This window comes from Dietzia sp. IBK-p2-15D, from assembly GCF_057773105.1.
Map to the genome: position 1 here is coordinate 160,409 of NZ_JBYMTK010000007.1, position 23,417 is coordinate 183,825.

Annotated in this window: 23 protein-coding genes; 9 read left to right on the forward strand and 14 right to left on the reverse strand. The window is 71.4% G+C overall.

Annotation, left to right across the window (positions count from 1 at the left end; translation table 11 throughout):
- The first annotated feature begins 27 nt into the window (after window positions 1-27).
- The 6 genes from AC3DEV_RS11230 to AC3DEV_RS11255 all read left to right on the forward strand — a co-directional run bounded on the left by AC3DEV_RS11230 (window position 28) and on the right by AC3DEV_RS11255 (window position 6,649).
- Complete coding sequence (locus AC3DEV_RS11230; RefSeq protein ID WP_488372155.1) at window positions 28-912, forward strand: WcbI family polysaccharide biosynthesis putative acetyltransferase; 885 nt, start codon at window positions 28-30, stop codon at window positions 910-912.
- Window positions 909-1,931 carry a glycosyltransferase family protein gene (locus tag AC3DEV_RS11235; protein ID WP_488372156.1) on the forward strand — a complete coding sequence of 341 codons (1,023 nt, stop codon included), beginning with the start codon at window positions 909-911 and terminating at the stop codon, window positions 1,929-1,931. Before AC3DEV_RS11230 ends, AC3DEV_RS11235 begins: the two co-directional genes overlap by 4 nt.
- Window positions 1,928-3,340, forward strand: coding sequence for a glycosyltransferase family 2 protein (locus AC3DEV_RS11240; protein WP_488372157.1), 1,413 nt, complete (start codon window positions 1,928-1,930; stop codon window positions 3,338-3,340). The genes AC3DEV_RS11235 and AC3DEV_RS11240 overlap by 4 nt, the downstream gene beginning before the upstream one ends.
- Window positions 3,341-3,444: 104 nt before the next feature.
- Window positions 3,445-4,668, forward strand: a complete 1,224-nt coding sequence (locus AC3DEV_RS11245; protein ID WP_488372158.1) for a glycosyltransferase — start codon at window positions 3,445-3,447, stop codon at window positions 4,666-4,668.
- The gene (locus AC3DEV_RS11250; RefSeq protein ID WP_488372159.1) at window positions 4,665-5,807 is read left to right on the forward strand and encodes a glycosyltransferase; all 1,143 of its coding nucleotides are present in this window, start codon (window positions 4,665-4,667) and stop codon (window positions 5,805-5,807) included. Before AC3DEV_RS11245 ends, AC3DEV_RS11250 begins: the two co-directional genes overlap by 4 nt.
- Entirely contained in the window at window positions 5,804-6,649 is an 846-nt protein-coding gene (locus AC3DEV_RS11255; protein ID WP_488372160.1) for a glycosyltransferase family 2 protein, read from the forward strand. Before AC3DEV_RS11250 ends, AC3DEV_RS11255 begins: the two co-directional genes overlap by 4 nt.
- 193 nt (window positions 6,650-6,842) lie before the next feature.
- On the opposite strand, the gene AC3DEV_RS11260 is transcribed toward AC3DEV_RS11255, so the two are convergent.
- From AC3DEV_RS11260 to AC3DEV_RS11275, 4 genes are all read right to left on the reverse strand, one after another.
- Window positions 6,843-7,634, reverse strand: coding sequence for an ABC transporter ATP-binding protein (locus AC3DEV_RS11260; RefSeq protein ID WP_067712961.1), 792 nt, complete (start codon window positions 7,632-7,634; stop codon window positions 6,843-6,845).
- A 2-nt stretch (window positions 7,635-7,636) separates the two neighbouring features.
- On the reverse strand, window positions 7,637-8,611 hold the full coding sequence (locus tag AC3DEV_RS11265; RefSeq protein ID WP_182634041.1) for an ABC transporter permease: 975 nt from the start codon (window positions 8,609-8,611) through the stop codon (window positions 7,637-7,639).
- Window positions 8,608-9,591 carry an ABC transporter substrate-binding protein gene (locus tag AC3DEV_RS11270; RefSeq protein WP_256820164.1) on the reverse strand — a complete coding sequence of 328 codons (984 nt, stop codon included), beginning with the start codon at window positions 9,589-9,591 and terminating at the stop codon, window positions 8,608-8,610. The genes AC3DEV_RS11265 and AC3DEV_RS11270 overlap by 4 nt, the downstream gene beginning before the upstream one ends.
- Before the next feature lie 114 nt (window positions 9,592-9,705).
- The gene (locus AC3DEV_RS11275; protein ID WP_488372161.1) at window positions 9,706-10,509 is read right to left on the reverse strand and encodes a siderophore-interacting protein; all 804 of its coding nucleotides are present in this window, start codon (window positions 10,507-10,509) and stop codon (window positions 9,706-9,708) included.
- 128 nt (window positions 10,510-10,637) lie between these two features.
- On the opposite strand from AC3DEV_RS11275, the gene AC3DEV_RS11280 reads away from it, so the two are divergent.
- Complete coding sequence (locus AC3DEV_RS11280; protein ID WP_488372162.1) at window positions 10,638-11,507, forward strand: oxygenase MpaB family protein; 870 nt, start codon at window positions 10,638-10,640, stop codon at window positions 11,505-11,507.
- A gap of 51 nt (window positions 11,508-11,558) precedes the next feature.
- Here the strand turns inward: AC3DEV_RS11280 and AC3DEV_RS11285 are convergent, their stop codons facing one another.
- The 8 genes from AC3DEV_RS11285 to AC3DEV_RS11320 form a co-directional block, all read right to left on the reverse strand.
- Window positions 11,559-12,233: a linear amide C-N hydrolase gene (locus tag AC3DEV_RS11285; protein WP_488372163.1), complete on the reverse strand. Its 675-nt coding sequence runs from the start codon at window positions 12,231-12,233 to the stop codon at window positions 11,559-11,561.
- 43 nt (window positions 12,234-12,276) lie between these two features.
- On the reverse strand, window positions 12,277-12,546 hold the full coding sequence (locus AC3DEV_RS11290) for a linear amide C-N hydrolase (protein ID WP_488372164.1): 270 nt from the start codon (window positions 12,544-12,546) through the stop codon (window positions 12,277-12,279).
- An 82-nt stretch (window positions 12,547-12,628) separates the two neighbouring features.
- Window positions 12,629-14,404: a GMC oxidoreductase gene (locus AC3DEV_RS11295; RefSeq protein WP_271799763.1), complete on the reverse strand. Its 1,776-nt coding sequence runs from the start codon at window positions 14,402-14,404 to the stop codon at window positions 12,629-12,631.
- The gene (locus tag AC3DEV_RS11300) at window positions 14,397-15,284 is read right to left on the reverse strand and encodes a hypothetical protein (RefSeq protein ID WP_488372165.1); all 888 of its coding nucleotides are present in this window, start codon (window positions 15,282-15,284) and stop codon (window positions 14,397-14,399) included. Before AC3DEV_RS11300 ends, AC3DEV_RS11295 begins: the two co-directional genes overlap by 8 nt.
- A gap of 77 nt (window positions 15,285-15,361) precedes the next feature.
- Complete coding sequence (locus tag AC3DEV_RS11305) at window positions 15,362-15,907, reverse strand: DUF421 domain-containing protein (protein ID WP_271799761.1); 546 nt, start codon at window positions 15,905-15,907, stop codon at window positions 15,362-15,364.
- 186 nt (window positions 15,908-16,093) lie between these two features.
- Entirely contained in the window at window positions 16,094-16,975 is an 882-nt protein-coding gene (locus AC3DEV_RS11310) for a sulfite exporter TauE/SafE family protein (protein WP_488372166.1), read from the reverse strand.
- A gap of 42 nt (window positions 16,976-17,017) precedes the next feature.
- Window positions 17,018-17,614, reverse strand: a complete 597-nt coding sequence (locus tag AC3DEV_RS11315) for a rhodanese-like domain-containing protein (protein ID WP_256820156.1) — start codon at window positions 17,612-17,614, stop codon at window positions 17,018-17,020.
- 119 nt (window positions 17,615-17,733) lie between these two features.
- Complete coding sequence (locus AC3DEV_RS11320; RefSeq protein ID WP_488372167.1) at window positions 17,734-19,128, reverse strand: rhodanese-like domain-containing protein; 1,395 nt, start codon at window positions 19,126-19,128, stop codon at window positions 17,734-17,736.
- Between the two features lie 233 nt (window positions 19,129-19,361).
- Between AC3DEV_RS11320 and AC3DEV_RS11325 the strand changes: the two genes are divergently transcribed.
- Window positions 19,362-21,740 carry an MMPL family transporter gene (locus AC3DEV_RS11325; RefSeq protein WP_488372168.1) on the forward strand — a complete coding sequence of 793 codons (2,379 nt, stop codon included), beginning with the start codon at window positions 19,362-19,364 and terminating at the stop codon, window positions 21,738-21,740.
- The gene (locus AC3DEV_RS11330; protein WP_472982071.1) at window positions 21,733-22,404 is read left to right on the forward strand and encodes a TetR/AcrR family transcriptional regulator; all 672 of its coding nucleotides are present in this window, start codon (window positions 21,733-21,735) and stop codon (window positions 22,402-22,404) included. The genes AC3DEV_RS11325 and AC3DEV_RS11330 overlap by 8 nt, the downstream gene beginning before the upstream one ends.
- A 2-nt stretch (window positions 22,405-22,406) precedes the next feature.
- Here the strand turns inward: AC3DEV_RS11330 and AC3DEV_RS11335 are convergent, their stop codons facing one another.
- Together AC3DEV_RS11335 and AC3DEV_RS11340 are read right to left on the reverse strand one after the other, a co-directional pair.
- Complete coding sequence (locus AC3DEV_RS11335) at window positions 22,407-22,931, reverse strand: hypothetical protein (protein ID WP_335672604.1); 525 nt, start codon at window positions 22,929-22,931, stop codon at window positions 22,407-22,409.
- Between the two features lie 3 nt (window positions 22,932-22,934).
- Window positions 22,935-23,321 (reverse strand): hypothetical protein, encoded by a 387-nt coding sequence (locus AC3DEV_RS11340; RefSeq protein ID WP_472982072.1) that lies wholly within the window; start codon window positions 23,319-23,321, stop codon window positions 22,935-22,937.
- Window positions 23,322-23,417 lie beyond the last annotated feature (96 nt).

The window sequence follows — 23,417 nt, forward strand, 5'->3', positions numbered from 1 at the left end:
CCTGGGCCCCTGCATACGCTCGGCCCGGTGAGCACCCCCGACCTCCCGACCGTCATGGTGATCGGCAACTGCCAGGCGGACGTCTACCGCGACCTGCTCCGGACCTCCGCGGAGGTCCGGGTGGTGGACGTGCGGCCGGTATACGAGATGACGGCCGACGACCTGCCGGGCCTGGAGACGGACCTCGCCCGTACGGACGTGCTGATCGTCCAACCCGTTCGCGACGACTACCGCGACCTGCCGCTCGGACACCGCCAGCTCGCCGCGCGCCTGCCGGCCTCGGCCACGGTCGTGCTGACCCCCGTCCTGCGGTACGCCGGACTGCATCCGTACCAGGTGCTGGTCCGCCCACCCCACGACCGCTCCCTGGTCCCGCCGATCGCGCCGTACCACGACCTGCGGGCGATCGTCGCCGCCGCGACCGGCGACCTGAGCGTTCTCGACGCCGCTCCGACCCCCGAGCAGGCGCGGGCCTCGGCCACCGAGTCGGTGGAGGCGCTGCGCGTGCGCGAGCAGGCCCACGGGACGCTGGTCGCCTCGGACCTCCTCGAGGGTGCCCCGCGCTGGCACACCATCAACCACCCCGACCGGCACACGCTGGCCACGGTGTTCGACCGCATCATCGAGCGCCTGCCCGCAGGCCTGCTCACCGACCCGCCCCGCATCGGCGACCGCGAGCCCCTCGGCGGCACGCGCGCGCCGGTGGAGTCGACCGTCGCACGGGCGCTCGGCGTGGAGACGGGTGATGTCGCCGGGGGCGCCCGCTCGGGAGAGTGGTTGGTCGACGGCGTCCCGGTGCCCAGCCGCGAGATCATCGACGCCCACCTCGACTGGTACGCGGCCACGCCCGGAGTGGTGGAGGAGGGCCTGCGTCGGCACGCCGCCCGCATCGAGATGCTGGGGCTGAGGTGAGCAGAGGGCATGCCGGCGAGCAGCGCGCGCCGCTGACGATCGCACCGATCACACTCGCCCTGGGGCCGCCCGAACACGGGGTGACCCGGTTCGCGGTGGAGTGCGCCCGCGCGGCCGGGACGGAGGTGCTCGAGGTCGCGAACGTCGCCGGGGTACGCGAGGTACTCGACGCCCGACCCGGCGTGCCGGTCCACCTGCACATCACCGATTCCCTCTTCGGCGCCACCGCTGACGACGCCGCGATGACCGTGGAGGACCTGGCGCGCGGCCGCCGCATCGCGGTCACCCTGCATGACGTCCCCCAGCCTGCGGAGGGCGCCGAGCGGTGTCGGCGGCGCACGCGGGCCTACCAGCGCATCGCGGGGGCGGCGGGGCTCGTCGTGGTGAGCTCCGAGCACGAGCGCCACCTCTGCGCGGCGGCCGACATCGCCGTCGACGCGGTGATCCCGCTGCCCGTCCCCGACCTGGCGCCGCCCGCCGACCTGACCCCCGACGCCCGGTCGGTGGGCGTGTTCGGATTCCTGCACCCGGGCAAGGCCGTCGACGTGGTGGCCGACGCCGTCGCCGCGCTCGCCGACGCCGGCGACGAGGCCGTGTCACTACGCCTGTTGGGGACGCCCGCCGAGGGGCACGACGACTACGTCCACGCCGCGCTGGAGACCGTCCGGGCCGCCGGTGGCGGCGCGGAGGTGACTGGTCGGATCGACGACGACGACCTCGCCCGCGTCCTCGGCGAGGTCACCGTGCCCGTCGCCCTGTTCCGGAACGTGTCGGCGTCGGGGTCGCTCAACACCTGGGCCGCGGCCGGGCGACGCCCCCTGGTCTACGACTCGGACTACACCCGCGAGATGGAGCGCCGGCATCCCGGCTCCCTGCTGATCACCGACGGGGCGGATCTCGTCGGCGACCTGCGACGACTCCTCGACGACCCGTCCCCCACCCGTCGCGAGGCGGCGCCGTCGGGGATGGCCGACCTCGGCCGGGCGTACCGCCGGGCGTGGGAGGGATGGCTCGCATGACAGGCACCCCGAACAGTGACGTCCCCAAGAGTGTCGACGTGGTGATCCCGTTCTACGAGGACCAGCCGATGCTCGACCGGATCCTCACGGCGCTGCGCCACCAGAGCGACCCCCGACGGACCGTGCGCGTCATCGTCTCCGACGACGGCTCTCGCGCCGCGCCGGTGGTCCCGCCCGAGGTCACGGTCGTGCGCCAGGACGATCTAGGCTTCCGCGCCTCGGCCGCACGCCACCTCGGCGCCTGCGCGGGCGACGGCGACCTCCTGCTGTTCCTCGACGGCGACACCGTCCCGGGGCCCGACTTCGTGGCGACGATGTGCGCCGCGCTGGACGGCCACCCGGACCTGCTCGCAGTGGGCCGCCGGCGGTACGGCCGGTTTGCCGTCACCCGGACCGGGGCCGAGCCGACCGTCGAACCGGCCGAGATCCTCCCCGACCCCGCCTGGCCTGCGGCGTTCTACGCGGACACGGCGGACCTCACCCGCGGCGAGGACCTGTGGCGGGGGGTGTTGTCCGCGGCGTGCGGCCTGCACCGCCGCCTCTACGACCTCGCCGGCGGGTTCGACCCGGACATCGTCGGCTACGGCGGCGAGGACTGGGACCTGGCGTGGCGCTGCGAACAGGCCGGCGGCCGCCTGCGCTACCTGCCCGACGCGGTGGCCTGGCACGACGGCCCCGACTGGGCCGGCCGCGCCGACGCCGACCACACCGACGCCGGTCAGGCGGACGGCGGCCACACCGACAGCGGTCACGCGGACGGCGGTCAGGCGGACGATCACCGCGACGAGTCCGACCGACTCGCGCGCAAACTCGCCCAGAAGAACGCCGAGTCCGCCCTCCTGGCCGGCCTCATCGCCTCGCCGCTCACCCGGCCGGCCGCCGGGATCTTCGCCCTGCCGTCGGTCGCGGTCCACGTCCACGCCGGCAGCCCCGAGTTCGCCGGGACCGGCTCCACCGCCGCGACCTGCCTCTCCCTGCTCGCCTGGGGCGACGTGGCCGTGACCGTCGACCCCGCCACACCCGACGCCGCCGTGGTCGCCCGACTCTTCGCCGATGACCCCCGGGTGACCCTCGGGACGCGCGGTCAGTGGTGGCGGCCCGGTACGCCGGGCGCGGGCCCTCGTCGTCGTCCCCCCGTCCTCGTCGACATCCTCCGTCCCTGTGCGCCGGGGGCGCTCGACCCGCGGCGCCTGCGCGCGCTGTGCCCACCGGTGGGGAGCGTGACCCTGGACGACGACGAGGGCTACAGCCTCGCGGAGGTCCGCAGCTCGCGGGCGCTCGCACGCGAACTCCACTGGGGCGAGCAGCCACCCGAGCCGACCGCGGTCACGGCGTCGCACGCCGGCGTCCGGGGCATCGACGACGACGGCGCGGGGGTGCGGCTCGAGAGGGTGCTCGGCGGCTGGTGAGCGTCGGGGGTGGCCAGCGGTGGCGGAGGGCCCCCCGGGGGGCCATTATCAGAGGTTCCGACATCCTCCGCACCCGCCGGGGGCGACGAGACGAGAGGGGGCCCGTGGACGCCCGCAACGAGGATCTACTCGACATCGCGGTGATCGGCCCGTCGCGGTTCCCCATCCGGGAGCCGTACGCCGGTGGGCTCGAGGTCGTGGTGGCCAAGGAGGTGCGGGCCCTGCGCGCACGGGGACACCGCGTCACGCTCTACGCCGCCGCCGGCAGCGAGGGTCACGACCGGCGCCACGAGTTCACCACCCTGGCCGCCGCCACCGGACGCGGCGACAGCTACTACCCGCCCGGCGGGTACGAGGCCGACGCCGCGGAGTTCGAGCGACTCATGGACCACGTGGCGGTGTCCGGGTTCGACGTGGTGCTCAACCACAGCCTGTCGCACGTCCCGCTCGTCCGCGCGGCCGAGATGGCCACGCCCATGATCACGACCCTGCACTGCCCGCAGCTGGCGCCCATGCAGGAGGCGTTCGACCGGCTGGGGTCGGCGACCGGCAGGGTGCTCGCCGTGAGTCGCTCCGTCCTGGGGTCCTGGCGAGTGCCCCACGGTGCCGAGGTGCTGCCCAACGGGGTCGACCTGCAGATCTGGCGCCCCCGGGCAGGCGCCGGCGGGCGGACTGCCGCCCGTTCCGCCTTCCGGCCCGCCGCCGCCGGTACCGCCGCTACCGCCGCTACCGCCGCTGCGGCCCGACCGGTCGCCGGGCGCACCTCCCGGGTCGGCCTCCGGCCCACCGACCGTCCCCGCGCCGTGTGGACCGGCCGGATCGTTCCGGAGAAGGGCCCGCACCTGGCGGTCGAGGCGGCCCGGCGCACCGGGCTCCGGCTCGACCTGGCCGGCCGGGTCGGCGACGACCGGTACATGGAGAGGGTGCTCGCGCCCCGGTTGCGCGACGCCGGCGACAGCGTGCGCTACCACGGTCCGCTCGGTCGGGACGCGCTCGTCCCGCTCGTCGTCTCGGCCGCGGTCGCACTGGTGACCCCGTGCTGGGAGGAACCGTTCGGGCTCACCGCCGTCGAGGCGCTGGCCTGCGGTACCCCGGTCGTGGCCCTGGCGCGTGGCGGCATCCGGGAGATCCTCAGCGGCCAACCCGGCGTGGTGCTGGTCGAACCGGGTCGCGACCCCGCGTCCGCCCTCGCGGCCGGCATCCCCGCCGCGTTGACGCTGAACCGCGCCGCGACCGCCCGCGCCGCCGCCGCCGCGTTCTCCCACGACGCTCGCATCGACCAGCTCGAGGCCCGCCTGCGCGGGCTGCTGGTGGTCGCCGCGTCGTGATCGGGATCTACGCCCACCACCAGGGCAACGGCCACGTGCAGCGGGCGCTCTCGGTCGCCGCCGACCTGGACGACGAGGTCACCGTCCTCACCTCCGCCCGCATCCGCGACGACGCCAATCCCGACCCCGGGCGGATCCGGGTCCTCCCGCTCCCACTGGACTACGACGAGGCCGGGCCGGTGGCGGACCCGACCGCCGGGGGCAGGCTGCACTGGGTGCCGCTGGGGCAGACCGGACTCCGTCAGCGCATGGCGATGATCGCCGGGTGGATCGACCGGACCGCGCCGGACGTGTTCTGGAGCGACATCTCCGTCGAGGTGACCCTGGCCGCGCGGTTGACCGGGACTCCCGTGGTCACCACCGTCCTGCCGGGGCGCCGCGACGACGCCCCGCACGTCCTCGCGCACGGGGTGTGTTCGGCCCTGGTCGCCGGGTGGCCGCGCGCCGCCGGTGCGCCGGTCCCCGCCGGGGCGGACCGCCCGCTGGTGCCCGTCGGCGGGGTCTCGCGCTTCGCCGACCGCGCTCCCGACCCGGGCGCCCGGTGCGGTGGTCGGCCGAGGATCCTGCATCTGCGGGGCTCCGGTGGTGCCGGCCACGACGCCCGCTGGGACGCCGTTCCCGGGCTACTCGGCGACGTCGAGTGGATCTCGCTCGGTGGGCCGGACGGACGCTGGGTGGCCGACCCGTGGGACGAGTTGTGCCGGGCCGACGTGGTGATCACCGCCGCCGGGCAGAGTTCGATAGCCGACCTCGCCGCCGCCGACGCCCACGTCGTCGTGACTCCAGAGGAACGCCCCTTCGGCGAGCAGGACGCCACCGCCGGCACCCTCCGGACGCTGGGGCTGGCGGAGGTCGTGGGCCGCGACGACCCGGTCGAGCAGCTGGTCGACTCGATCCGGCGCACGCTCGAGCGCGCCCGCTCGACCCCGGGCTCCGGGTCGGGCCTGCGGGAGGCGTGGGAGGTCGACGGCGCGGCCGCCCGCCTGGCCGGCGTGCTCACCGCGGTCGCCGCGGGTCACAAGCCGGAAGGCCACGGGGTGGGCCACGGGGTGGGCCACGGGGCCCGTCACGCGGCCCGTCACGCGGCAGGCAACGGTGCGGACCACGGGGCCCGTCACGCGGCGGAGGCCGCGCTGTGACCGCCGCCGCGTCGATCGCGGTGGTGACCGTCTGCACGCCCGGTCGCGCCGACCACCTGCGCTCACAACGTCGGGCGATGGCCCAGCACCTGCCCGGCGCCCGGCACGTCGTGGTCCTGCCCGAGCGGCCGGGCAGTGCCGACCTGGCCGGACAACTCTCCGCTGACGGCGTCGAGGTCGTGGAGCTGGAGGCCGGCCCCGACCTGCCCGTCGCCCGGAGCCGCAACCTCGGAGGCGACAGAGCGGCCGAGCTGGGCGCGAAGCTGATCGTCTTCCTCGATGTCGACTGCATGCCGGGCCCCGACCTGGGGTGGTACTACTCCGAACTGCCCGACGGCGCCGTGGGCCTGGGCCCGGTCACCTACCTGCCCGAGTCCGCCGGCGCCCCTGACCCTGCCGAGTTGCCGGCCTTCACCGACCCGCACCCGGCACGCCCGTTCCCGGCCCGGGGCACCCGCGCGCTGGAGCCGGACGAGTTCGGGATGTTCTGGTCCCTGTCGTTCGCCCTGCGCCCGGCGCTGTGGGCGCGCCTACGCGAGGACTTCGGCGGGTTCGACGAGGCCTTCACCGGTTACGGCGCCGAGGACACCGACTTCGGTCGCAGGGTGCTGTACCGGCGCGTGCCGGTGCTGCTCGTGGCCGGCGCCCATGCCTACCACCGGTGGCACCCGGTCGCCGATCCGCCGGTCGACCACCTCGCCGACCTGCTGCGCAACGGCGCCCACTACGCCGAGCGCTGGGGTGACTGGCCGGCCCCGGGCTGGTTCGAGAAGTTCGAGCAGATGGGGTTGGTGCGCCGACAGGGCGACGGCTGGGAGGCGGCTGCCGCCGTCGAGCGCTGAGTCGCACCCCTGCCCACAGCACCACGCGCGCCGAGAAGAGGATCTCGCGCGTATCGCCCGAGAAGCGGGTGTGCGAATTCCTCTGCTCGACGGGCGGTCGGGCGGTCGGCGGCGGGGCCCGGTCGGGGTGGCGGCCAGCGGGGCCTGGTCGGGCCGCCGCCGGCGCGGGGCCCGCCCGGCGGCGCGGGGCGGGTCAGCCGAGGAAGGCCTGGTCCGACAGGGTCGCGCCCTTGATGTTGGTGAACTCGCGCAGCAGGTCCTGCACGGTGAGCGCGGACTTGGTCGCGGCGTCGGCCTCGTAGACGATCCGGCCCTCGTGCATCATGATGAGCCGGTTGCCCAGGCGGATGGCTTGCTCCATGTTGTGCGTGACCATGAGAGTGGTCAGACCGCCCTCGCGGACGATGCGCTCGGTGATCGTGGTGACCAACTCCGCACGCTGCGGGTCGAGCGCCGCCGTGTGCTCGTCGAGCAGCATGATGCGCGGCTGGGTGAACCCGGCCATGAGCAGGGACAGCGCCTGCCGCTGTCCGCCCGAGAGCAGGCCGACCTTGGCGGTGAGCCGGTCCTCGAGGCCGAGCTCCAGCATGGAGAGCTGCTCGGCGAACCGGCCGCGGCGCTTCTTGCTCAGGCCCGGGCCGAGGCCCCGCCGGCGACCGCGCAGCAACGCGAGCGACAGGTTCTCCTCGATCGTGAGATTGGGCGCGGTCCCGGCGAGCGGGTCCTGGAAGACGCGGCCGACGTACTTGGCGCGCCGGTGCTGCGGCAGGCGGTTGACGTTGGTGCCGTCGATCTCGATGTTCCCGCTGTCGGCGAGCAACCGCCCGGAGACGGCGTTGAGCAGTGTCGACTTGCCGGCGCCGTTGGAACCGATCACCGTGACGAAGTCGCCCTCGGCGAGCGTGAGACTGAGGTCGTGCAGCGCCCGGCGCTCGTTGACGGTGCCGGGGAAGAACGTCTTGGACACTCCGGTGACGGTCAGCATCGTCACGCCTCCTTGGTGCCGGTCGCGGCGGCGCCGGCGGACTCGGGTCCCGCGCCGACGGCGGTCCCGGTTCCCGCCGCAGCACGTTCGTTGGCGGCGACCGGGGTGGTGGGTTTGCGTCCGAAGCGTCCGCCCGCGCCCTTCCAGCGGGGCAGCAGCAGCGCGACCACGACGAGGATGGCCGTGACGGCCTTCATGTCGTTGGGATCCAGGCCGACGCGGAGGGCCGCGAAGATGATGAGCTGGTAGAGCAGGGCGCCCAGGATCACGGCGAGCACCGCGAGCAGCAGCTTGCGCTGGCCGAGGATGGCCTGCCCGATGATCACCGAGGCCAGGCCGACGAGGATGAGGCCGATGCCCATCGAGATGTCGGCGAAACCGCGGTACTGGGCGATGAGCGCGCCGCACATGCCCACGAACCCGTTCGACAGGGCCAGTGTGAGGGTCTTGGTGAAGTCGGTCGAGACGCCGAACGAGGAGATCATGGGGCCGTTGTCGCCCGTGGCACGGATGGACAGGCCGAGGTCGGTGGTGAGGAACCACAGGACGATCAACCCGAGCAGCAGGACCACGACCGCGAGGATGGCCACCCCGGGCCACTCGCCCAGCAGGTCGGCGTCCTTCAGGGGCGTGAACACGGTGTCGCTGCGCAGCAGCGGGATGTTCGCGCCGTCCATGATCCGCAGGTTGACGGACCACAGCGCGATCATCGTGAGGATACCGGCGAGGAGGCCGTCGATCTTGCCCTTGGTGTGCAGCAGCCCCGTGACCGTGCCGGCGAGGAACCCGGTGCCGAAACCCGCGAGGGTCGCGAGCACCGGATTCCAGCCGGCGAGAATGCCCATGGCCGCCGTCGCGGCGCCCGTGGTGAAACTGCCGTCGACGGTGAGGTCGGGGAAGTTGAGCACGCGGAAGGTCAGGTAGACCCCCAGCGCCATGACCCCGTAGATGAGGCCTACCTCGACGGTCCCGATCACTTCTTCTCAGCCTCGGCGAGGATGTCCTCGGGGATCGTCACGCCCTGACGCTCGGCGGCGTCCTCGTTGACCACGTAGGTGAACTCGGTGGCGGTCTCCACGGGCATGGTGGCCGGGTCCTCGCCGTCGCGAAGGATGCGCAGGGCCATCTCGCCGGTCTGGCGGCCCAGCTCGGTGTAGTCGATGCCGAGGGTGGCGACGGCGCCGCCCTCGACCGTGCCCGACTCCGCGGCGATCACCGGGATCTGCTTGCTCTCGGCGACCTGGACCAGCGAGGCGATGCCCGAGACGACCATGTTGTCCGTGGGGACGTAGATCGCGTCGACGTCACCGAGGGCCTCGACGGCCTGCTGGATCTCGTTGACCGTGGTGACGGTCTGGGTCTCGATCTCCAGGCCCAGCGGGCCCGCGGCCTCACGGGCCTGATCCACCTGGACCTGCGAGTTGACCTCGCCGGAGGCGTAGACGATGCCGATGCGCTCGGCGTCCGGGACGATCTCCTTGAGCAGTTCGAGCTGCTTGTCGATCGGGGCGGCGTCCGAGGTGCCCGTGACGTTGGCGCCCGGCTCCTCCATCGAGTCCACCAGCTCCGCCGAGACCGGGTCGGTCACCGCGGTGAACAGCAGCGGCACGTCGGTGATGTTCTGCGCCATCGCCTGCGCGGCCGGGGTGGCCACGGCCAGGGCCAGGTCCAGGTCGTCGGCCGCGAACTGCTGGGCGATGGTCAGCGCGGTGCCCTGCTCGCCGTTGGCGTTCTGCTCGTCGAACTCGACCTCGACGCCGGCCTCGGAGAAGGCCTCCTTGAAGCCGGCCGTGGCGGAATCGAGGGCCGGGTGCTGGACGAGCTGGTTGATGCCGATGCGGTAGGACTCGCCGCCACCACCGGCGGCGTCGTCCTCACCACCGCTCGAGCAACCTGCGAGGACGAGTGCCGAGGTGGCGACCAGTCCGGTGATGAGCTTCGCGCGTGAGAATGCCATATGCCATGCCCTTGTCTGTGCCTTCTGGGCCTCACGGTGTTCACGCGAGGGGCCGGATGCGAACGGTGCTGGCACATGAGGTTACCGGGTCGCCCGGGCATGGTGAGCCCGGACTCACCTCACGGGCTGCTGCGGCGCCTCCTCCGATTCCGCCAGCTGCCGCTTCCAGGTGCGGAAGCCCTCCTCCGAGCGCCCACGCCGCCAGTATCCCGAGATCGACGCCCGCGCGGCGGGGATGCCGCGCTCGGTGCGCAGATAGGGGCGCAGGTGCTTCATCACCGTCTCGGCCTCGCCGTGGACGAACGCCTGCACGTCCCCGTCCGGCCACGGCATGCCCCGGACCGCGTCGATCAGCGGTGCCTCGCCGTCGATCATCCCGGGGCCGGCGTCCGCCGAGGAGGTTCCGCGGTGCACCCAGGTGACTTCCACGCCCGCCGGCGCGGTGATCAGGATTTCGTCGTCGTCGTCGGACACCTCGAGGAACACGGCACCCACAGCGTTCTCCGGTAGCGACTCCAACGCCGCCGCAATCGCCGGCACAGCGGTCTCGTCACCTGCCAACAGGTGGAAATCCGCCTCCGGGTCCGGCCGGTACCCGCCGCCGGGGCCGCGCACCGCGACCAGGGCGCCGGGTGCGACGGACCGGGCCCACGGACCGGCGACACCCTCGTCACCGTGGACGACGAAGTCGATCCAGATCTCGCGCGCGTCCGCGTCGACCCGCCGGACGGTGTACGTGCGCACGACCGTCTCCCCGGCGTGGGGCAGTTCGAGCTTGACGTAGCTGTCCGTCTCCGCGCGGGCGGCGAACGAGTCGAAGCCGTCCCCGCCGAGGACGACCCGCACGAGGTGCGCGGTAACCGGCTCCGTGCGCAGCACCGTGAGGGTGAGCGGAGGGCGGGCCTGGGGGCGAGTCACGGCGTTCTCCTTCGACCTGGGTTAGTTAGGTGACCCTATCCTTGCATGTTTCCGCGCGCGGCGAGGGGGGCTGACGGGCGGGCGGGTCCGATGTAAAATATATGTGATCAAGAGAACGGGGAGTGGGGATGACCGCACGCACGCGGACCGACATCGCGTCAGGCCGGGCCCGGCCGATCCGGCACCTGCCCGACATCTCGACCCACCTGGCCTTCTGGCTCCCGGTCGCCAACGTGGTCATGCAGTTGGCCAACCCGGCCGTGGGACACGGGGTCGTCGAGAGCAGGGTGGATCGCGGTCGCGGCGACCTCCGCCCGATCAAGCGGGCACGCACCACGGCCCAGTACCTCGCCGTGGCCACCCTCGGCTCCGACTCCGACCGCCGGTTCTTCCACGAGGCCGTCCACCGGATCCACGCCCGGGTGACCTCCACCCCGTCCAGCCCCGTGCGCTACAACGCCAATGACGCCGGATCCCAGCTCTGGGTGGCGCTGTGTCTGGTGCGGTACTACACCGACCAGTGGCAGATGATGCACGGCCCGCTCACCGAGGCCCAGCTGGACCGCATCATCGAGATGGCGCGACCCCTGGGGACGACGCTCAACGTCCCCGAGGCGCGATGGCCGGCCACCTGGGCCGAGTACGAGAAGCGCTTCGCCGACGGGCTCGAGGCGGTGGAGATCGACGACACCGTCCGCGAGTACCTGCAGAAGCTCGCCGACTTCCGGGTGCTCGAGGTCCGGATGAAGCAGCTCGGCACCCTGGCCCACAAGACGGTCGGACCGTGGAACCTGTCCATGACCAAGTTCGCGGTGCCCCGGCGCATCCGCGACGAGATGCACTGGGAGATCACCCCCGGCGACCTGCGCCGCCGACGGATGGTGCTCGCGCTCACCTCGGTGCTGGAGAAGGTCTTCCCGCGACCACTCCGGGCATACTACGCCCTGAACATCGCGGACCTGAGGGTCCGGCGCCGGCTGGGGATCAGCGTCTTCTAGATACCGACAGAGCTGGCCGGCCCTCGGCCCCGACCGGCCCGATGCAGGCGATCAGGTCGCGTGCAGGAATTCCATCGGCTCATGGGCCTCGAACCGCCCGCTGACCTCCCCGGTCAACCCGCCCTCCAGGCCGGTGTCCGCCACCAGGTCGAGACGGCGGGCCGGCGCGCCCTCACTCAGATCGAGATGATCCAGACGCACCCACACGATGTTGGGTCGGCGCGTGCTCTCGTAGACGTACACCCCGTCGGACAGGTCGGTGACGGTCCGCCACAGGGTGGTGGAGGCGTTCGGCTGATCCGGATCCGCCACACGGAACGGCTGCGAGGCGTTGCGGATCACGCTGAGCATCTCGGCCACGGCCAGGGTCCGGTCGTCCGGGGCGGGGAGGCGGTCGAGGTAGTAGGCGGTGCGCGCGAAACGCTCGTCGGCGTCCGAGCCGCCGGGCAGCGGCCGCTCGCCCCCGAAGCCCCTGATCTCGCGGAGTCGCTCGAGTTGCTCGGCGAAGGGCGGGGAGTTGGTCATCACGGTGTACGCCCGGTCGTGCCAGATGTGGGGCTCGCCGTCGATGTACTCCACTATCGCCGAGTCCCCGGTGCTGTCATCCAACGCGAGGTGGACCGTGACGGCCCGCCCCGTGCCCGGATCGCCCGACGTCCTGACCTGGACCCGGGAGTTGCGCATCCAGTCGACGGCCTCCGCCACGGTGGCGAAGTTGTCCAACATGTACTGCACCCACACCGCCGCACTGAGCGCCGGGCGCCCGGCGTCACGCTCGGCCGTAGTCGGATTCCGCCAGCCAGAGGAGGTGACCGGCCAGCCCGGCCTCGTTGAGCCCGTCCGCACTGGCCTGGTCGTACGCGGCGGCCACGACACTGCCGTACCTCGAGGTCCACGTCAGGGAGTCGTCCACGCAGCCGTCGCGCTGCATCCCTCGCGGGAACGCCCACAGGTTCGTCGCCAGATCGACCTCGTAGTCCATGGTCCGCCCGGTCAGGACGGTGTCAGGGGACGGAGACCAGAGGGCTCGAGTGCACATGGAAGCCTTTCGCTCACCTCGACGGTAGATAAGCAGAAATTATCACGGCTTCCACCGGCCGGTACGGCGATCGAGGCCCGCCCTACAGCCCGAGTTGCTGCATCCGGGCCGAGATGCGGGGGTCGGTGCTCACGACCGGCGCCTCCCCGGCAACCCACGGGTCCCCGTCGAAGTACATCTGGAAGATCTTCTCCGCGGTGCGGGTCGCGAGCGCCTGGGTCGTCAGCGTGGGGTTGGGTCCGCCGAGCGAGTTGGCCAGCGCCGAGTTGTCGGCGATGAACAGCCGCTTGACCCACCGGGCCTCCGCGTTGGAGTCGAGCACCGAGTTCTGGTCGGACTCACCCATCCGCATCGACGAGTGCACGTGCAGCAGCAGGGGCGCCCAGTCCATCCGGTAGACCTTCTTCGCCCCGGCCGCGCGCATGATCTCGGCAGCGCGTCGGACCATGAATTCCCGGTTCTCGAGGGTCCGTGGCGTGCGTCGGCGCAGCGAGACGTCGATCTTGGCGGGCGCGCCGTTCTCGTCGGCGGGGAACAGGGACGGGGTGACGCGGTTGCCCGCCTCGACGTGGTCGTCGGTGATCACGAGGAAGTTGAGCAGGTTGTCGATCCCGCCCATCATCAGGTCCTTGAGCTCGTTGCCCACCAGGCGACCCGCCGGTCCGTCCCAGGGGCCGGTGAACCCGCGGCCGTTGTCGTAGTACCCGCGGGCGCCCGAATCGGACAGAGAGAGGGAGAAGGCCTGGATCGCCGGACCCAGACCGACGTTCTCGATCCCGCCGCGTCCGGGGAAGTCCATCCGCGCCGAGGAGTTGGCGCCCTTGGAGTTCCCCGTGTACTCGTCGAAGCTGCCCACCACCCAGTCGAAGAAGTGGTCGGTGTGCCCCCGTCCCACCCAGTCGTTGGGATTGGGGAGTCCGCTGTTGAACCACAGTCGGGGGCTCTCGGTGGCGCCACCGGCGAGCACCACCACCCGGGCGTCCTCGGAGAAGATCTCCCCGGTGGCGTTGTCACGCCACGTCACGCCTCGGGCGACAGTGTGTGCACCCTCCTGCTCATGGCGGATCGACTGGACGAAGCTGTTGGCGAGCAGCTCGAAGGCGCGGCCACCGGGGCGGACGGCATCGGCGGACAGGCCGAGCGGGACGTAACTGTTGTCGGTCGAGCGTTTGGCGAACTGGTTCCGCGGGGCCTGCCGGGGCAGGTAGCACCCCTGGAAGCAGTGACCGCAGAAGGTGCAGCCGGTCGCCTGCGGGAACGTCAGCAGGTTGGAGTCGTCCGTCCGGCCGGCGGTGCCCCCGGGCTGGAGGATCGCGTTCTGCTGCGGCCGGTAGGCGTTGCGGGTGATGTTCCTGGATGTCTGCAGGGGAAGGCCGTAGTTCTCGCAGCCCCGGAAGGTCAGCGCCTCCTTGGTCCCCATCGCGGCGGTCTCGATGGGCAGCGTCGCCTCGACCCATTCGAGGTACGGGACGAGCTCGTCGTAGGTGAACGGGAAGAGGTGACCGGTGTCGTACTCCGCGGCGTCCGCTCCCGTGTAGCCGCGGAAGACGCCGGGCATGGGGCGCGGGCTGTTGCCGTAGTAGTGCTGGGTGGTCCCGCCGACGCCGGACAGCTGCCAGACGAACATGTTGGTGGTCCATTCCCGGAACCACGCCGGCTTGGACCGGTCCTCCGGGCCGAAACGCAGGAACCCGTTGTTGGGGTTGTTGGCGTCGTTCTCCGCGTGCGACCACTCGGTGGACGGGTCGGCCTGGCGTGGGCCGCCCTCCAGGACGAGCACGTCCAGGCCGCGTCCCGCCAGTTCCGCGGCGACCACCGGGCCGCCTCCTCCCGCGCCGATGACGATGACATCACGCATCCGCCGGCACCTCCGTCCGATTCTGGTAGTAGCCGAGGAGCTCCGGGTGGCCGTCCACGAGGCCGTCCGGTCGATATCCGGTGAGGTCCCACGGGACCGGCCGTGGCTCGACGGTCCTGGTCACGGGGTTGTAGTTGTGCTGTTCGGAGTACACGCCGAAGGCCGTTCCCTCGAGGAGGATGCCGCCGGCGAACTTCAGGAACCCGGACGCGGTGCCGCGCAGCGGGACCGGGAGCGCGCCGTCGATGATCGAGACCAGCTGCGGAACGGACCCCTCGATCCCCTCCAGGACCCGCAGCTTGTCGGTGATCGACAGCCGCGAGAACGGCGACCCCAGCGGACCGGCGATCGCGGGCGGGGCGGCGAGTAGCGCGCCGGTGTTGAGCAGGAGCGCCACGGGGAGTGAGAGCGGGAGCACCCGGTCGCTGTAGACGTAGCCCAGGACCTGGTCGATGCGCCGCCCGTCGGGTTCGCTCAGCCCGAGGAAGGGGCCGGTCTGGATCCCCAGGTCGGACAGCGCCTGGGCGATCCCGAGCGCCAGCGGTCGGGCGAGTTGGTCGCCCATACCGAGGTAGTTGTCGAACAGGTCCTTCATGAACTCGCCGCCACCGACCTCGATGGGGCCGGGATCCGTCCGCGGCGTGCCCTGCTGCCGTGACCAGTCGTCCGGGCCGGGCATGACCATGACGCACAGTCCGCGCATGGTGTCGAGGGAGAACGCCTCGACCGCGTCGAAGGCGTTGCTCCCGGTCTGCGCGTTCGCCGTGCCGCCCAGGCCCGATGACGGGGGTACCACTCCGGGTAGGGCGATTCCGGCGCTGACGAACGCCCCGAACATCGATGCCCTGGCGAGGAATCTCCGCCGGTTGAACTGGTCCATCTGTGCCCCCTCGGGTATCCGGGGGCCAAACGTTAGCCATGTGATGGACATCACGCGACCGGTTTGACAGATTTCTCTTATGTGTCTGTATGTCGCTTGTCAGGTCGACCGGTGTAGGGGAGCAGGCTGGAGGCGTCACCGAGATCCGCGTCGCCGATCGCGCCCAGGCTGCCGTCCTGCTGGAGGATCACGGCCGCGACATCCGCGAGTGAACCCTTCCCGGACTGCCGCGCGGCGGTGTGGACGTCCTCCTCGAGGAGCTTGTGACGTCGGAGCGCCCGGTGCTGCATCTGGCCCTGGTAGTAGAGGAGGACAGGCGGGTGGTCGAGAAGGGTACGCACCCGTGACGACCTGGCGCGGGCGGCGGCGAAGAGCCACTGGAGCCCCACGAGGAGTGCCAGGACGAGGACCGTCTGGGCCAGGGGGACCGAGGTGGCGGTGAGGGTGCGGCCGAACGCCGACCCGATGGTGACGGCGACGATGAAGTCGAGGGGGGTCATCTTGGCCATCGTGCGGGGGCCGGACACGCGGAGCATCAGGACGAGGGCGACGAAGCCGCAGACGACCATGACGACGGAGTGGACGATCGGTTCCCAACCGTCCCAGAGCAGTGTGGAATCCATGCCGCGCATCGTGCGCGAGGCGCGGTGGGAGGGCAACCGGCGCGTCGGCCGACCGCCGCGCCGGCACGGCCAACAGCTGCGACCGCAGGACCTACCGCCGCGGCGCCTCGGCCAACGACCCCGACCGCACGGCCGGGGGCCGTGCGGTCGGGGTGGATCGTCTTCCGGCGTCGGGCCGGGCCGGTGTCAGGCCACGCTGGCGGCGGCCGGTTGCGGGGTCCGGAGAGGGCAGCGTTCCCTGAACCCGAACGCGCAGATCGCGGCGGCGGCTGCCAGGACCACGACGATGCCACCGATGATCGGCGCGGCGGGGAAGGGTAGCTCCTGGGACAGGACGAAGGCGCCCATGATCAGGACGAAGAACCCGAAGCCCTTGCGCAGCGCCTTCTCGGGGACCACGGAGGTGAGGCTGATACCGACGAAGGAGCCGGCGATGGCGGCGGCGGTGACCGCGGCGACGAGCGGCCAGTCCAGGGACACCGAGGTGAGGTAGCCACCGAGCCCGGCGAAGGACTTCATGGCGATGACCAGCAGCGAGGTGCCCACGGCGGCGGTCATCGGCAGGCCCGCCAGGAGGACGAGGGCCGGGACGACGAGGAAGCCGCCGCCCGCGCCGACCAGACCGGTCGCGGCGCCCACGACGAGGCCGTCGAGCAGGATCCGCCACAGCGGGTGGTGGTGATCGTTGCTCTGCCCGTCGCGGTCCTTGCGTCCCTTGATCATGGCGCCGGCGGTGGCGATCATCATGATCGCGAAGGCGACCATGAGGACGGTGCCGGGGATGTAACCGCCGGCCAGTCCGCCGAGGAACGCGCCCACCATGCCGGCGGCGCCGAAGATCAGTCCAGTACGCCACTGGACGTTGCCCTTGCGGGCGTGGCCGACGAGGCTGACCAGTGAGGTGGCGCCCACGACGAACAGGGAGGTCGCGATCGCCTCCTTGGGGTCGAGCCCACCGATGTAGGTGAGCAGTGGGACGACCAGGATGGATCCGCCCCCGCCGAGCAGGCCCAGGGACAGTCCGACCAGGACGGCCAGGGCCACGACGATGATCGTGGTGATCTCCATGTCAGGTGCCTTTCTCCGGCGGGGGCGCCGGGGTGGGATCGGTCAGGAGCGGGTGGGCAGCGAGTCCAGGACGGCGCCGAGGCCCGGCTCGTCGGCCGAACGGTTCCACGGCATCTTCGACAGGCCCGCGGCCATGGCGCAGGAGTTGCTCGCCGCGGAGTAGGTCAGCCCGGCTCCGATGGCGCCGGCGAGGTAGGCGAACTTGGGGGAGACGACCTTGGAGGCGGTGACGCCGGCCAGGACGAGCGAGCCGGCGACCATGCGGACCTGCCGGTCCATCGCCCAGGCGCCCTTGCCGCGGATGACCTCGCCGCCGGCGGCCTCGTAGCCGGCGATGCCGCCGTCGAGCACGGTCACCGAGTCGGGGTCGACGCCCACGGACTCGAGCCGCTCGTTCGCCTGGCGGGCTCGGTTTCCGGACTGGCAGATGAGGACGACCTGGCCGGGCAGGCGGGTGGCGAACTCCTCACCGTGCTCGGCGAGCAGGGGCAGCGGCACGTTGTAGGAGCCGCGGATGTGCACCGAGGAGAACTCGGCCCCGGAGCGCACGTCGATGACGGTGGGCGGGGTATCCGAGTCCATCGCCTCTCGCAGATCGGCGGGAGCGATGGTCGGGGCGTTCGTCAGCGTGGAAAGCATGGGTGAAGCGATGTCCTTCGACTGTTCGGGGTGTGTGGGGGTGTCGGGGTGGTGGCGCCGGGCGCCACCGGACCCGGGGGCCGGACGGGTGTCCGGCCCCCGGGTGTGGGCGCGACCGGTCAGACGGTCGCGAGGTTGCGCTCGGACCAGGCGGCGTAGCTGCCCTCGAGCTCGACCACGCGGTAACCGGCGCGACGCAGGGCGCTGGCCGCGACCGAGTTGCGGACGCCGCTCTGGCAGTAGGTCACGATCGGTCCGTCGGTCGGGAGCCGGTCGAGGTTCCACAGCGCCCGGCCGCCGCTGAGCTGCTCGGAGCCCGGGATGTGGCCGTCGGAGTGCTCGGTCTTGTTGCGCACGTCCAGCACCATCGCGGCGTCGAACGAGGCGAGCTCGTCCGGCCCGATCATCTCGGGGGTCGTCATCGGCAGACCCTCGAAGGTGGTCGTGTACCCGGTGACCGTGTCGATGCCGACCCGCAGTAGGTGATCGCGCAGCGCCTCGGCAATCTCGACGTCCTCGGCCAGGACCACCAGGGGCGTGTTCTCGCGCTCGGGGTCGTAGACCCAGGCGCCGAAGGACGCAGCCTTGTCGACGCCGGGGATGTTGAGCGCCCCGGGGACGGTGCCGGCGTGGACCTCGTCCTGGCCACGGGTGTCGACGACGACGACCTCGTTCGCCTCGAGGGCGCCGGCCAGCTCGGTGGCGCCGAACTCGCGGAGCGGGGCCAGGGCACCGAGCACCGCCGGGCCCTCCTTGTTCTGCCGCTTCATGCGGCCGAAGTAGGCGTGCGCGTCCGGCTGTCCGTCGAGCATCTCGTCGATGAAGCCCTGCTCGTCGTCACGCTCGACATACCCGGCCCACCATGCGAAGCGGCGCTCGTAGCCGACGCTGGTCGACGGCAGCGCGCCGAGGGCCTTGCCACAGGCGCTGCCCGAACCGTGTCCGGGGAAGACCTGGACGTGATCCGGAAGGGTGACGAAGGACTCCTTCAGGCTGCGAAAGATCTGCTTGGCGCCCTCGAAGCGGGTGTCGACCCCGCCCGCGGCCTCGTCGAGCAGATCCGGTCGGCCGAGGTCCCCGGAGAAGACGAAGTCGCCGGTGAGCATGTATCCGGGGCTGTCCGCGAAGGCGCCGTCGGTGATGAGGAACGACAGGTGCTCCGGGGTGTGGCCCGGGGTGTGCACGGCCTCGACGGTGATGTTGCCCAGCGTGAGCTGGTCACCGTGGTGCAGGCGCTCCGCTTCGAACCCGTACTGCCAGTCGTCGCCGCCCTCGCCGGAGACGTAGATGGTCGCCCCGGTGGCCTCCGCGAGCTCGCGGGTGCCGGACAGGTAGTCGGCGTGGATGTGGGTCTCGGTGACGCCTGTGATCGTCATGCCGTGGCGCGCGGCCAGGTCCAGGTACTCACGGACGTCGCGGCGGGCGTCCACCACCATCGCCTCGTTCTTGGCCTGGCAGCCGATGAAGTAGCCGGCCTGTGCGAGGTCCTCGTCGTAGATGCGCTCGAGAAGCATGGTGCTCTCCTTGTCGATCGGGTTCCCGTTTCGGGGTGTGCCACGACAATACATACCCCGAGGGGTATGTACAAGACACCCCGAGGGGTATAGCGAAACGCCAGCGCTGGCGGCCGGCGGGATGGTCGAAGGTGTCGTGCGCCACAAAAGTTTGCACGGGTTGTGCAATCGTGCAGACGCCGTGCAAAACTGCGAGGGTTCGCGAAAAGCACCTACGCACCAGGAGCCAGCGCATGGCGTCATTCCTCTACCGCATCGGGCGGTCCGCCTATCTGTTCAGATGGCGGTTCATCGCAGCCTGGATGCTGTTGATCATCGGTGTCGGCACGGCCGCCGCCACGTTGACGCAGCAGACCAGCACCACCTTCTCGATCCCGGGACTGGAGTCCATCGAGACACAGGAGGAGATGCAGGAGAGATTCGCCGGGGCGGGTAGCCAACTCGACGCCCCCACGGGGACCGTCGTCATCGGGGCGCCCGAGGGCAGCACCCTCACCGACCCGGCGGTGTCCGAGGACGTCGAGGCCTTCCTCTCGGACGTCCGAGAATTGGACTTCCTGACCGGGACCGACTCGCTGGTCAGCCCGGTGATCGCGGCAGAGGGGTTGGCGGAGCAGCTGACCGCGGCCAAGGCCGAGCAGGGTATCGCCGAGGAGCAGATCGCGGCCGACATCGCGGCCCTGAGCCCGCTCAGCCCGGATGAGACCACGGGCACGGTCGAGGTGCGCTTCGACGCCGAGAGCACGATGGACGTGCAGGCCGAGGACCGCGAGGCCTTCGCAGACGTCGTCGCCGAGCACGAGGGCGACCTGACGATCGCCTACTCCGGCAACGCCTTCCAGATGTCCGAGATCAGCGCCGTCGGCGAGATCATCGGCATCGCGGTCGCCGCCGTGATCCTCCTGGTCACCTTCGGCTCGCTCATCGCCGCCGGCATGCCGCTGCTCACGGGCGTCATCGGTGTCGGGATCGGCATCGGCGGTATCTTCGCCGCCACCGCCTTCACGGACACGATCAACACCATGACGCCGACCCTGGCCTCCATGATCGGCCTGGCGGTGGGCATCGACTACGCGCTGTTCATCGTGTCGCGATTCCGCACCGAGCTGGTCAAGCGCATCGGCGGCAACGACCTCGAGCCCGCGGAACTCGCGGAAAAGCTCAAGTCGATCGACGCGAAGACGCGCGCACACCTCGCCGGACTCGCGGTCGGCAAGGCCGGATCCGCCGTCGTGTTCGCCGGTCTGACCGTCCTCATCGCCCTCGCTGCGCTGTCGATCATCAACATCCCGTTCCTCACCGCAATGGCGTTGTCCGCCGCCGCGACGGTGGCGATCGCTGTGCTGGTCGCGATCACGCTGCTGCCCGCCATTCTCGGCGCGGTCGGCACCAAGCTGTTCGCCGCCCGCGTCAAGGGCGTCAAGGCGCCCGACCCGGAGGACGAGAAGCCGACGATGGGCCTGGCATGGGTCCGCAGGGTCCGTGCCCGTCCCGTGCTCTTCGCGGGCGCCGGCGTCCTGCTGCTCCTCCTGCTGGCCATTCCGGCCGCGCAGCTGCGGCTGGCCATGCCGTCCGACGGCACGATGGCCCCGGACACCCCGAACCGCGTCGCCTACGACATGACGGAGGAGGCGTTCGGCCCGGGCCGCAACGCCCCGATGATCGCGCTCGTCGACACCCTGCAGGTGCCGGAGGAGGAGCGACCGGCGGCGTGGGCCACCGCGGTGGATCGGATCCAGGCGTTCGACGGGGTGGAGAACGCCCAGATCATCGAGACCAACGAGGCCGGCGACGCAGCCCAGGTGCTCATCACCCCCGAGTACGGCGCCATCGACGAGCGGGCCGCGGACGCCCTGGAGGAGATCCGGTCCGGAGTCGAGGGCTTCGAGCAGGAGACCGGGGGAACCTACTCGGTCACCGGCGTCACCCCGATCTACGAGGACATCTCCGAGCGACTGACCGAGGTGCTGCTGCCGTACATCGGTATCGTCCTCGCGCTCGCGTTCGTCCTGCTCATGCTGGTGTTCCGGTCGATCTGGGTGCCGCTGATCGCCGCCCTGGGCTTCGGCCTGTCGGTGGCGGCGACCTTCGGCATCACGGTCGCGATCTGGCAGGAGGGCTGGCTGGGCATCATCTCCGATCCGCAGCCGGTCATCAGCTTCCTGCCCATCATGCTCATCGGCATCGTGTTCGGCCTCGCCATGGACTACCAGGTCTTCCTGGTCTCGCGCATGCGTGAGGGTTGGGTCCACGGCAAGACCGCCCACAACGCGGTGGCCAACGGCTTCAAGCACGGCGCCCGCGTGGTCACCGCGGCGGCCCTGATCATGATCAGCGTCTTCGCCGCGTTCATGCTGATCGACGAGCAGTTCATCAAGGTGATGGGCTTCGCCCTGGCGGTCGCCGTGCTGTTCGACGCCTTCGTCGTCCGCATGACGATCATCCCCGCGGTGATGTTCCTCCTCGGCGAGCGCGCCTGGGGCCTGCCGCGGTGGTTGGACAAGATCCTCCCGACCGTTGACGTGGAGGGCTCCGCATTGGAAACCGGGCAGCAGGAGAGCTCCGCCGTGGCATCCGCCGACGGTGGTGAGAAGGTCCGCGTCGATGCCTAGCCTGCGCGAGCGCAAGAAGGCCGACACCCGCAGCCGGCTCGCGGTGGCCGCCGTGGAACTCCTGGTGTCCGAGGGCGCCGAGGGGGCCACGGTGTCGGCCATCGCGGGCCGGGCCGGGGTGTCCACGCGGACGTTCCACAACTATTTTCCGCACCGCGAGGACGCGCTTGTGCACTTCCTGCGTGAGCAGGTGGACGAGTGGGTCGAGCAGGTCGAGCAGGCGCCGGAGGGAATGTCGCCGCTGGCGGTGCTGCGCTCGGTCTTCGACGAGCTCCACGCCCGCTCGGGCGACGACGTGTCCGCTGCCGAGAACCTCCTGCTCGTGGGTGAGCAGATCGGGTTGCTGCTGGGCAGCGAGGCGCGCGCTCACGCCGAGAGCATTCTGGATCCGCTCTACGAGGCGGTGCAGCGCCGCGCTCCCCGCTCGAGCGGGTTCCGGGTGCGGGTGATGGTGGACCTCTGTCTGGCGGTGGGTGCGTCCGTGACCCGCCACGGTCGGTGTCAGCCGCTGGCGGGCGCGGGTGACGGGCGAAGCGACGACGACGCGTCCGCCGCCAGCCCGTCGGCGGGGCCGCAGTCGGAGACCGACATGGCGGCTCTCCTCGACGACGCGTTTGATCTCCTCGAACGGGGAGCCAGCGGCGAGTGGGCGCCGACCGAGTAGGTCTAGCCGCGGCCCATCCTGTGCACGGCCTCGCGGATCTCGACGGTGAGCTGGTCCATCTCCACCGTCTGACGGGCGAGTTCTGGCGCAGTGGTGGGTGTGGCGATCACCGACTCGGCGTGGGTGGTCTCGGCGCGCAGTAGCAGGTCCTGGAACGCCGGATCCGCCAAGGCCTGGTGCTCGAGCCGGTCGAACCTGCCCTGGAGCGGGGTGCCGATGGCCCGGGTGACGGTGAGCTGGTGCCACGAGGCCAGTGTGGAGGACAGCGCTTCGCGGGCCTCGGTGTGGGAGGCCGCCGCGATGTCGTGGGCCCGCGCGCCGCTGGCCTGCAGCGGGTCGGATCCGGAGCCGAGCCGACTGCGCCTGCTCAGATCCGAGAATGCGGACCACAACAGCCACCCGGCACCGGCGAGCCCGGCCAGCGCAGCCGCCGTCCCCACGAGAAAGACGATGAGGCTGATGATCATCGACACCACGATGAGCAGCCCCACCACGCCGAAACAGCCGATACTCCCCCTGGAACCCATGGTTCAGCCCGCCATTCCCGACAGGATGGCCCCGCCGATACCCACGCCGATCGCTGCCGAGAACACGGCGCCGACGATCTTCGCCACCGCCTGCCACAGCAATTTCTGACGATCCTGCAGGGTCTGCGTGCGGGTCATGGGCTGGGCTGTGGACCCGGCAGCGACGAGCATGCCCGACCGGTCCCGGGCCCAGCCCGCGGGCGCGGCAGCGGTGGGATCGGCGCCCAGCGGTTGGAGCGACAGGCGACGGCGGTGGCCGTCGCGAGTCCGGTGCAGCGCCTCGAACCGGGCGAGCGCGATCCCGGCGTCGGCTTCGGTCCGGGCATCCAGGGCGCGGGATTTCTCTCCCGGCGAGTGGGGGCGGGGTGACGACGCAGAGTGGCTGGTCACGGCTACCTCCGAAAATGTGCGGAATGGGCGGGCGGTGAGGACTCAGTAGGTGGATCCCACCTACTCCCGCGAGAGTATCCCGCGACTCCGACACAG

Bases quoted from the DNA above. Each gene is read 5' to 3' on its own strand.
- AC3DEV_RS11240 (WP_488372157.1), top strand. From the start codon at position 1,928: ATGACAGGCACCCCGAACAGTGACGTCCCCAAGAGTGTCGACGTGGTG.
- AC3DEV_RS11260 (WP_067712961.1), bottom strand. From the start codon at position 7,634: ATGCTGACCGTCACCGGAGTGTCCAAGACGTTCTTCCCCGGCACCGTC.
- AC3DEV_RS11270 (WP_256820164.1), bottom strand. From the start codon at position 9,591: ATGGCATTCTCACGCGCGAAGCTCATCACCGGACTGGTCGCCACCTCG.
- AC3DEV_RS11280 (WP_488372162.1), top strand. From the start codon at position 10,638: ATGACCGCACGCACGCGGACCGACATCGCGTCAGGCCGGGCCCGGCCG.
- AC3DEV_RS11285 (WP_488372163.1), bottom strand. From the start codon at position 12,233: ATGTTGGACAACTTCGCCACCGTGGCGGAGGCCGTCGACTGGATGCGC.
- AC3DEV_RS11290 (WP_488372164.1), bottom strand. From the start codon at position 12,546: ATGTGCACTCGAGCCCTCTGGTCTCCGTCCCCTGACACCGTCCTGACC.
- AC3DEV_RS11295 (WP_271799763.1), bottom strand. From the start codon at position 14,404: ATGCGTGATGTCATCGTCATCGGCGCGGGAGGAGGCGGCCCGGTGGTC.
- AC3DEV_RS11300 (WP_488372165.1), bottom strand. From the start codon at position 15,284: ATGGACCAGTTCAACCGGCGGAGATTCCTCGCCAGGGCATCGATGTTC.
- AC3DEV_RS11305 (WP_271799761.1), bottom strand. From the start codon at position 15,907: ATGGATTCCACACTGCTCTGGGACGGTTGGGAACCGATCGTCCACTCC.
- AC3DEV_RS11310 (WP_488372166.1), bottom strand. From the start codon at position 16,975: ATGGAGATCACCACGATCATCGTCGTGGCCCTGGCCGTCCTGGTCGGA.
- AC3DEV_RS11315 (WP_256820156.1), bottom strand. From the start codon at position 17,614: ATGCTTTCCACGCTGACGAACGCCCCGACCATCGCTCCCGCCGATCTG.
- AC3DEV_RS11320 (WP_488372167.1), bottom strand. From the start codon at position 19,128: ATGCTTCTCGAGCGCATCTACGACGAGGACCTCGCACAGGCCGGCTAC.
- AC3DEV_RS11325 (WP_488372168.1), top strand. From the start codon at position 19,362: ATGGCGTCATTCCTCTACCGCATCGGGCGGTCCGCCTATCTGTTCAGA.
- AC3DEV_RS11330 (WP_472982071.1), top strand. From the start codon at position 21,733: ATGCCTAGCCTGCGCGAGCGCAAGAAGGCCGACACCCGCAGCCGGCTC.
- AC3DEV_RS11335 (WP_335672604.1), bottom strand. From the start codon at position 22,931: ATGGGTTCCAGGGGGAGTATCGGCTGTTTCGGCGTGGTGGGGCTGCTC.